This is a genomic window from uncultured Campylobacter sp., assembly GCF_937997595.1.
GTDB lineage: Bacteria > Campylobacterota > Campylobacteria > Campylobacterales > Campylobacteraceae > Campylobacter_B.
The window spans coordinates 1-8,347 of sequence record NZ_CALKTS010000293.1; the positions used below are offsets into that span (position 1 = coordinate 1).

General features: G+C 46.7%; 7 protein-coding genes and 1 pseudogene. 7 read left to right on the forward strand and 1 reads right to left on the reverse strand.

Translation table 11 applies throughout. The features are described from left to right. Positions 1-407, reverse strand: a pseudogene (locus tag Q0614_RS09785) (L-seryl-tRNA(Sec) selenium transferase); the annotation flags it as partial. 166 nt (positions 408-573) lie between these two features. On the opposite strand from Q0614_RS09785, the gene Q0614_RS09790 reads away from it, so the two are divergent. The 7 genes from Q0614_RS09790 to Q0614_RS09820 form a co-directional block, all read left to right on the forward strand. Continuing rightward, positions 574-2,256: a 4Fe-4S dicluster domain-containing protein gene (locus Q0614_RS09790; RefSeq protein WP_298788375.1), complete on the forward strand. Its 1,683-nt coding sequence runs from the start codon at positions 574-576 to the stop codon at positions 2,254-2,256. Next, positions 2,256-3,125 carry a molecular chaperone TorD family protein gene (locus Q0614_RS09795; RefSeq protein ID WP_298788379.1) on the forward strand — a complete coding sequence of 290 codons (870 nt, stop codon included), beginning with the start codon at positions 2,256-2,258 and terminating at the stop codon, positions 3,123-3,125. The genes Q0614_RS09790 and Q0614_RS09795 overlap by 1 nt, the downstream gene beginning before the upstream one ends. 252 nt (positions 3,126-3,377) lie before the next feature. Further along, positions 3,378-3,575, forward strand: coding sequence for a twin-arginine translocation signal domain-containing protein (locus tag Q0614_RS09800; RefSeq protein ID WP_005871103.1), 198 nt, complete (start codon positions 3,378-3,380; stop codon positions 3,573-3,575). A 10-nt stretch (positions 3,576-3,585) separates the two neighbouring features. Beyond that, positions 3,586-6,507 (forward strand): formate dehydrogenase subunit alpha, encoded by a 2,922-nt coding sequence (locus tag Q0614_RS09805; RefSeq protein WP_298788380.1) that lies wholly within the window; start codon positions 3,586-3,588, stop codon positions 6,505-6,507. A 9-nt stretch (positions 6,508-6,516) separates the two neighbouring features. Next, positions 6,517-7,074: a formate dehydrogenase FDH3 subunit beta gene (gene fdh3B, locus Q0614_RS09810; RefSeq protein WP_005871109.1), complete on the forward strand. Its 558-nt coding sequence runs from the start codon at positions 6,517-6,519 to the stop codon at positions 7,072-7,074. A 240-nt stretch (positions 7,075-7,314) separates the two neighbouring features. Beyond that, entirely contained in the window at positions 7,315-7,932 is a 618-nt protein-coding gene (locus tag Q0614_RS09815) for a hypothetical protein (protein WP_297988925.1), read from the forward strand. After that, on the forward strand, positions 7,929-8,347 hold a 419-nt coding region (locus tag Q0614_RS09820; protein WP_298788381.1), incomplete at its 3' end, for a hypothetical protein. The genes Q0614_RS09815 and Q0614_RS09820, both read left to right, overlap by 4 nt.

Sequence of the window (8,347 nt, forward strand, 5' to 3'; positions counted from 1 at the left end):
GCGTCCTGCGCGCCGAAGAGCTCGCTGCACAAAAGCGCTATGTAGTCGTATCTGTTGCCGCGCGCGCCCTCGGATAGGTCGTATTCTAAATTTGAATACGAGGTGATGATCTTTTGCGCGCGGGCTAAAATTTCGGCGCTGATGACGCTGCGGCCGAGGTTTGTGTGCAGCACAACGCCGGTTGCGTTAATGAGCGGTTTGAGACTTAGATTTTGAAATTTTTCGTAGCGCGATTTGATGCGCGCGATGATCTCGCTTTCGCTTGCGAGCTCGCCTCCTTGCAGCGCCTTTTGGCGCTCCTGTTCAATAAGCTCTTGCGCGATTTTGATGATTTGCGGGCGGAGGCAGTTTTGAAACTCCTGCGCGTTTGCGATTTTGTCGATTTTGGGTAGTTTGATTCGTTGCATTGCGACCCCGATGCCTTAAAATTTAGGCGATTTTATCATTTAAAGCTTTGATTTTGCTTTATCTATAGAATTATTAATTTAAATTCCATTTACTTTAAGTGCAGAATTTAAAAGTTGTTTAGAAAATAAGAGTAAAACCCGCCTAATTATCAATTTAGGATAGATTATGAAAGAACATGGATTTTACGCCGCGGGGCTAAAGGATGTCGTTTTAAGCGACGATATCGAAATTTGCGGCGATGAAGAGGGGGCAAAAAATGAGGAATTTATCGTTGCCAACTCGCTGAAACTAAAGGCGCAAATTTATGCGCCCGAGATAAATTTTTATATAGAAAATTCCGCAGATGAGCCGCTTCAAATCGCTAAAAACGTAGATATTTTGTATCGCGCCAAGGATATTGCCTTCGACGGCGCGCTGGATAGCGACTATCAAAAGCCCGTCGGCAAAAACGTGATTCTCGCCTGTGATGAGCCGCGAGAGGAGCTTGTGGGGCTACTTAGGCAGTATGGATTTAAGGTGATCGCGTTAAGCAGGGCTGAGATTAAGTTCGTCTATGGCGAGATTGGTGATCTTGCAGTTACGATTTTAAGCGAGCAGGATGAGGTTGAGACCGAGGCGGATTTTTTCTTGATTAGCGGCGCAGCGCCCTATCAGCTACGACAAAGCGGCTGCTACGAGATCTCGGGGCTAAAAGACGATGAAATTTTAGAAATTTTAAATTCCAAAAGCCCGGTTTATCATTATAAGAATTCCACGATCTTCGATCCTGCGATCTGTCAGTATCAAGGCAGGCGAAATGAGCTGCGCGCGCCATGCGTGGAGGTTTGCCCCACAGTGGCGATTTTGAAAAACGACGAAAAGCGCGAGCTCGTATTTTCGCACATCGACTGCGTCGGTTGCGGCGCGTGCGTGAGCGTCTGCCCTAGCGGCGCGCTGAAATTTGCCAAGTTGCCCCAAAGCGTATTTGGGGAGATCGCAAAGCTCTATGCAGGCAAAATTCCGCTTCTCATCGCAGAGAGCGAAATCGTGTCCGCACCCGCAGTGCAGCTTCCGTGCGGCGTGCTGCCGTTTGGAATTTTTGGAAGCAAGCAAATAGATGAGGTAAATTTGCTAAGCGCTATGCAGGAAAGCGGCTCGAGCGTGATCGTTTACGGCGCAGACGTGGGCGAGGGCACGCGCGAGGCGGTGGAGCTCATCAATGGAATTTCGCGCGCGATCTACGGCAAGGACGCGGTATTTTTAGCGCGAAATTTAACCGAGCTGCAAGAGGCGCTAAAGTGGGCGCAAAGCTCTCAGCCCTGGGCGTTTAGCTTAAACGAGCAGGGCCTTAGCAAGAAAGAAATTTTTTCCAAACGCGTAAGCGCAATGGTCGGCGAGGGCAGCTTTGGCGCCGTAAAAAGCGGAGAGTTGCTAAAATTTGGCAAAGTAAACATAAACGAAGCAAGCTGCACGCTATGCCTTAGCTGCGTGGGCGCCTGTAATACCGGCGCGCTGTATGCCGATAACAGCGACAATTCGATTAAGCTCAACGCTTCGCTTTGCACATCGTGCAACTACTGCGTGCTAAGCTGCGCCGAAAAGGATACGATCGAGCTTGAGCCTTGCGGCGTGGAGCTTGAGCCGGGATTTTTTAATTACAAAATGCTAGCTAAAGATGAGCTTTTTAAGTGCATTGAATGCGGTAAGGAATTTGCGACGAGCAAAGCCGTGATGAAGATCGCGGATATGATGGGTGCGCATTTTGCAAACGAGCCTGAAAAGATGAAGACTCTTTTTTGCTGCGGCGATTGCAAGGCGAAAATAATGATAAAAAAGCAGATAGAAGATGCTAGAAAAGGGGCAATGTAATGGATGCGAATCTACTTCAAGCAAGAAGCTACTACTACGAATTTTTTGCAATTCCGTTTTTTTTCTATGAAACGGATGCGAAATTTAAGCGTTGGAAGGAGCAGCTGGAGTTTTTACGCAGCTCGCCCATTGTGCCTAGCGATGAGGCGGAATTTCAAAATTTGGAGAAATTCGACTTTTCTGCGTTTAAAAGCGAGCAAAATTCCGTACTTTTTGATTTTTCATACGCCAATGTGCCGATGAGTGCGAGCTTCTACGACGAAGGACGTGACGACGGGCGTATGCGTGTCGCGGTAATCGACGTGCTAAAAAAGAGTAAATTTCGCCGCAATATGGAGCTTTGCAAGGAGTGCGAGGACTATGTGGGATTTATTTTTTACCTGCATTCGACTCTGCTGCGCGACGCGGCTGCAAAACACAGCGCAGTTTTAAACGGACAAAATTCCGTGGCAAACGAGCAAAATTTTACGAATAGCGCGAGCTTGACGGCGCAAGACAGAAAAAATTCTGTAGATTCGCATGGCAGTAAAAATTTTACAGGCCCGCAGGATGGTAAAAATACTGCGAGCGCGCAATACGCTAAAAATTTCATCGGTGCGCAAGACGGCGAAACGCTGGCGTTAGAGCTTTTTACGAATGTCACCAACAGCTTTGTGGATGAGTTTAGCGAGCTTTTGTGCGGGCATGTGCGGGCGGATTTTTTCAAATCATTAGGCGCACTAATGAGAAGCTTTTTTGCGCTTGAACGCTCGCTTTTAGCGCTTGCCGCTCCGCAAAAGAAAGATCGCAGCGTCGTTAAAGAAGCGATCAAAAAAGGTGGCTATCAAAATAAATTTACCAATCCGGAAGATATTTTTGATCTGGATTGATAAATAAAATTTTTAACCAAAATCTTAACGTAAAAGCAGAATTTCGGTTAAATTTTAAACTCGCAAACTCTAGTTTTGCGAGTAGTTTTTTAGTTAGAACTTTATATTTTGAATTTTAAATAAAATTTAAAAAGTAACTTAAAATTTAATTTCCATCTCACTGCCTTTTCGTTATAATTCATTAGACTTAAATCCTGTAACAGGCGTTACTACAATAAAAGATTTAAAGCGATTTCTTCACAAAGGAAAACCATGGAGAACAAACGCAGAGATTTTCTTAAAAAATCTCTAAAAATCGGCGCAGTAGGTGCCGTGGGCGTTGCCGCGTCTCAGGCTTTAGCGAAAAGCGAGCAGGACTATGGCGATACCGTTCGTGGCAAATCACCGAAAAAAGAGGTGCTTTACTGGGAGAGTGAAGCGTGGAAAAAATACTATAAAGTAGCTTACTAGGAGAATTTTCATGAGTGAGAATGCGATCGGAAGGAGATCGTTTTTGAAACTCGCCGCTTTAGGAGCGAGCAGCGTAGCTGCGTTTGGCGAAAATAATACGCTAAGAGCTGCTACTGAGCAAGAGATCAAAAACCCATTTCCAGGTTCCGTTATGAAGCGAACGATATGTTCGATCTGTTCCGTAGGCTGTGGTATCGAGGCTCAAGTGGATGAGAGCACCAATACCTGGATTCGCCAAGATATGGCAGTAGATCACCCGATCTCGCAGGGCAGTCACTGCTGTAAGGGAATCGATCAAATCGATCTAACCAAATCTAAAATGCGTCTTAAATATCCGCTCAAAAAGGTTGGTGGCAAGTGGGAGCGCATCAGTTGGGAACAAGCGGTTGATGAAATCGGCGATAAAATGCTTCAGATACGCAAAGAAGACGGCCCAGATAGTGTGGTATTTCTGGGTTCGGCTAAATTTTGTAACGAGCAGGCATATTATTTTAGAAAATTTGCAGCCTTCTGGGGTACAAACAGCAACGACCACGTAGCCAGAATTTGACATAGTGCAACAGTCGCCGGTGTGGCGAATACTTGGGGTTATGGAGCTATGACAAATCACGTAGGCGATATGGCGAAAAATTCTAAAATGATCCTTTTTATAGGTGCGAATTCCGCGGTTGCAAATCCCGTAGGGGCTATGAAGCATGCTCTTCAGGCTCGCGATAGAAACGGCGCGAAAATCGTTGTAGTTGATCCAAATTTTACTAGAACTGCGGCTAAGGCCGATATGTATATTAGAATTCGTCCGGGAACCGATATAGCGTTTGTGTACGGAATGCTGCATCTAATCTTTAAAAACGGCTGGGAAGATAAGGAGCTAATAAAAACCAGAACCTACGCTGTAGAGGAGATTAGAGCCGAAGCTGAGAAGTGGGATCCTAAAGAGGTAGCCAATGTCACCGGCTGCAAAGAAGAGGAGCTGATAGAATTTACGAGGATGTTCGCTACCACAAAGCCCGCTACTTTATGCTGGGCTCTAGGCATTACACAGCACTCGATCGGAAGTTCTAATACTAGAATTTTGGCTCTTTTGCAGCTCATACTAGGCAATATGGGCAAGCCAGGCGGTGGCTGCAACATCCTTAGAGGTCACGATAATGTTCAAGGCGCTACCGATATGTGCAATCTCTCCGATAGCTTGCCTGCGTATTACGGGCTAGCCGATAACTCCTGGAAGCACTTCTGCAAGGGCTGGGGCGTAGATTACGAGCAGTTTATTAAAAGATTTGCCGTATCTACTAAGCAGCCACACGAAAAGCAGGGTGAAAAAGTGCCTGGTACGAATTTTACCGAGTATTTTCACTACGATCCGAGCATCGAGCAAGATGTGATAAACTGGCGCAACGAAAAGGGCTTTTCGCTATCTAAATGGTGGCAGGGCGTTTTGAAAAATGAGCCCGTTTTAAGTAGTGGCAATGTCCGCGTTCTTTGGGTGCAAGGCACAGGAATTACTTCTATGGCTCATGTTCGCGAGACTCAAGAAGCATTAGGCAAGATCGATATGCTGGTAGTCGCCGAGCCGTTCTTAAACGAAGTAGCGATTCTAAACGATAGACCGGATGGAATTTATGTTTTGCCGGTAGCTACGCAGTTTGAGAGCGAAGGCCATCTAAGCGCTACAAACCGCAGCGGCCAGTGGAGAACTCAGATTGTTAAGCCTCTATTTGAGAGCAAAGAGGATCAGGAGGTAATGTTTTTATTCGCGAAAAAATTCGGCTTTTACGACGAATACGTTCGCGGCATGAAGATGGGCATCGTTGATGGCGAGCTTAAGCAGGTTAAAGACGATTTTGTTTGGCCTGACGACGCTACCGATGAGATTGCACGCAATACTCAAAGTATTGGAAATAACGGACGCACCGCAGCTAGATTTCGCAGACAACAGAAAAATTGGCATCTATTTGATCCCGATACTTTGCGCGGCATAGGCGGAGAAGTAGAGGGCGAATACTACGGGCTTCCATGGCCTTGCTGGGATACGCAACACCCGGGCACGCCGATTCTTTACGATGTAACTAAGCCTTATGCCGACGGCGGTATGGGATTTAGAAACCGCTTCGGCTTAGAACACGACGGCGTTTCGCAGCTAGCCGACGAGAGCATTACTCTTCCGGGATCAAAAATTCAAGGCGGACATGCAGAGATTACGAAAGCAAATATCGAGCAGGTTTTAGGCATCACGCTAAACGAGGAAGAGAAAGCCAAGATGGGGCCTACGTGGAGCACAGATTATAGCGGCATTATCGCTAAAAAATGCCGCGAGTTTGGAATTTGTCCTTGCGGAAACGCGAGAGCAAGAGCGAAGGTTTGGCAGTTTGCGGATCAAATTCCAAAGCATCGCGAACCGATCCACTCGCCTAGATGGGATTTAGTGGAGAAATATCCGACCTTTGCGGATCAAAAACGAAATTTCCGCGTCTTTACGAGATTTATCTCCGAGCAGAAAAAGCAGGATTGGAGCAAGGACTTCCCTACTATCGTAAGCTCGTTAAGGCTTGTAAATTTAAGCGGTGCGGGCATGATCGAGCGCACGAGCAAGTATCTTTCGGCGATTACTCCGGAGATGTTCGCGCACGTAAATCCTAAGCTTGCCGCTGATAAAGGTATCAAAGATGGCGAGATGATGTGGATTCATTCGCCGCAAGGCACGAAGATCAAAGTCAAGTGCATCTATTCGCACGCCGTTACGCCTGATCGTATTGTTATGCCGTATAACTTCGCGGGAATTTTCCAGGGCGAGGATCTAAGCGACCGCTATCCTGAGGGCACTAAGCCATATATCAGAGGCGAGAGCTCAAATACGATTACGAACTACGGCTTTGACATAAATACGCAAATTTCGGAATTTAACGCCGGTCTTTGCAGACTAGAAAGAGCATAAGGAGATAAAATGCCGGCAAGATTAAAATTTTACGTCGATGTCGAGCGTTGCATCGCTTGCTATGGTTGCCAGGTAGCCTGCAGCTCGGCGCACGAGGTTCCCGTGCAGATCAATAGGCGCAAGGTTATTACTTTAAACGAGGGCATAGAGGGGCAGGAGGTTTCAAGCTCTATTGCTTGCCAGCACTGCACCGATGCGCCTTGCGCGCAGGTTTGCCCGGTTCAATGCTTTTATATCAGAACCGACGGTGTCGTTTTACACGACAAAGATAAATGTATCGGCTGCGGATACTGTCTCTACGCGTGTCCGTTCGGCGCTCCGCAATTCCCTAGAGACGGAGCTTTCGGTATCAAAGGCGCGATGGATAAGTGCACTATGTGCGCGGGTGGACCGGAGCCTACGTTTTCGCACGAAGAGCTACATAAATACGGCCAAAACCGCATCGCAGAGGGCAAGGTTCCGATGTGTGCGGCGATCTGTTGCACGAACGCTCTAATCGTGGGCGACGCGAGCAGAGTTTCGGAGGTTTATCGCAAGCGCGTACTTACGCGCGGCGTGAGCCTATAAGATTGTGGAATTTTAAACTCCTCCGGTTTTAAAATTCCGTCTCTTTTCGCAGAAATTTCAACCGAGCGACGGCTTTAAATTTAGCGGTCGCTCGGCGCGAAATTTTATTAAAAAATTCTGAACCTACCCATTTGCCACTAGATTATTTCAAAAAATCGCTTCTTGCTGACATTAAAATTTTAAATTTATGCTACAATCACTCAAATTTAGGATTTGAAATCTTAAGCGAAAGGATCCGTCTTGAAAAATAAAATTTCACTTTTTTTGGTCATTTCGGCGTTTTTGATTTTTACGGGCTGCTCTAAAAATGTGCCCGTAAATAGCGGTATCGTGCGCACTTCCGAGCCGCTTCACATTATGGAATTTCCGCAGGATAAGCTCATAAGCGTAAATTTTACCAACACCTCGACGACGGATTCGAATTTAACCCAAGTAGTGATCGGGCATCTACGTGCGGATGGATTTAAGGTCGTAAATAAAAGTGCGGCGAACGTCCAAATCGGTGGCAATCTCAACTACTTCCGCAAGGCTGATTTTTCGCGCAGATCGTGGGATAATCCGAGATTTAGCTTCGGAATGGGCTTTGGCAGGTATTATAGATATACGGGCGTGGGCGTAGGCTGGGGGATGCCGTTCGGTTATGATCCTTGGGACGACGACGATTATTACAGAGACTACTTCTACGACTCGCAGATCAGCCTCTACATAAGCGTTAAAAACAAGGGCGCGTGGAAGGATTACGTAACTAATCTTAACTACCAAAGCATCAAAAATCCGGGCTCTAAAGACTCGGTAATGGATGCGCTAAATTTTAAAATTTACGAATATATAAGACAACTGATTAAGCAGGGAAGATGATAGTAAAAGAGAATAAAAAGCCCGTAGCTATGACGCTGGCGGGATCGGCGATTTTGGCGCTCGCTAGCGGATATTGCTACCACGCGGGCTTTGGCGGCGCGGCGCTTTTTGCTTCCGTAGTCGCGGCGCTTTGCGCGTTTTTTTGCGCGCTCAGACTCGGCGCTAAAAATTATTTGCAGATCGGCGAGGATGCTTTTACGATCGTGCGCGGGGCAAATTCCGAGAGCTTCGAATACAAAGATATCGCAAATTTAGGCACCAAAACCTTCGTCGCGGGCAGAAACAAAACGGAGCTTTTAAATTTTGTATTCAAAAAAGCGCCGCAGGCGCAGGACCGCTTTAATTTTTTACGATTTTACAGCGACACGGAGGCCACGCTGCCGGGCTCGTTTGAAATTTCGATCTACGAGCTGAG

Coding starts and splice junctions, on each gene's coding strand:
- Q0614_RS09790 (WP_298788375.1), top strand. CDS start 574: ATGAAAGAACATGGATTTTACGCCGCGGGGCTAAAGGATGTCGTTTTA.
- Q0614_RS09800 (WP_005871103.1), top strand. CDS start 3,378: ATGGAGAACAAACGCAGAGATTTTCTTAAAAAATCTCTAAAAATCGGC.
- Q0614_RS09795 (WP_298788379.1), top strand. CDS start 2,256: ATGGATGCGAATCTACTTCAAGCAAGAAGCTACTACTACGAATTTTTT.
- fdh3B (WP_005871109.1), top strand. CDS start 6,517: ATGCCGGCAAGATTAAAATTTTACGTCGATGTCGAGCGTTGCATCGCT.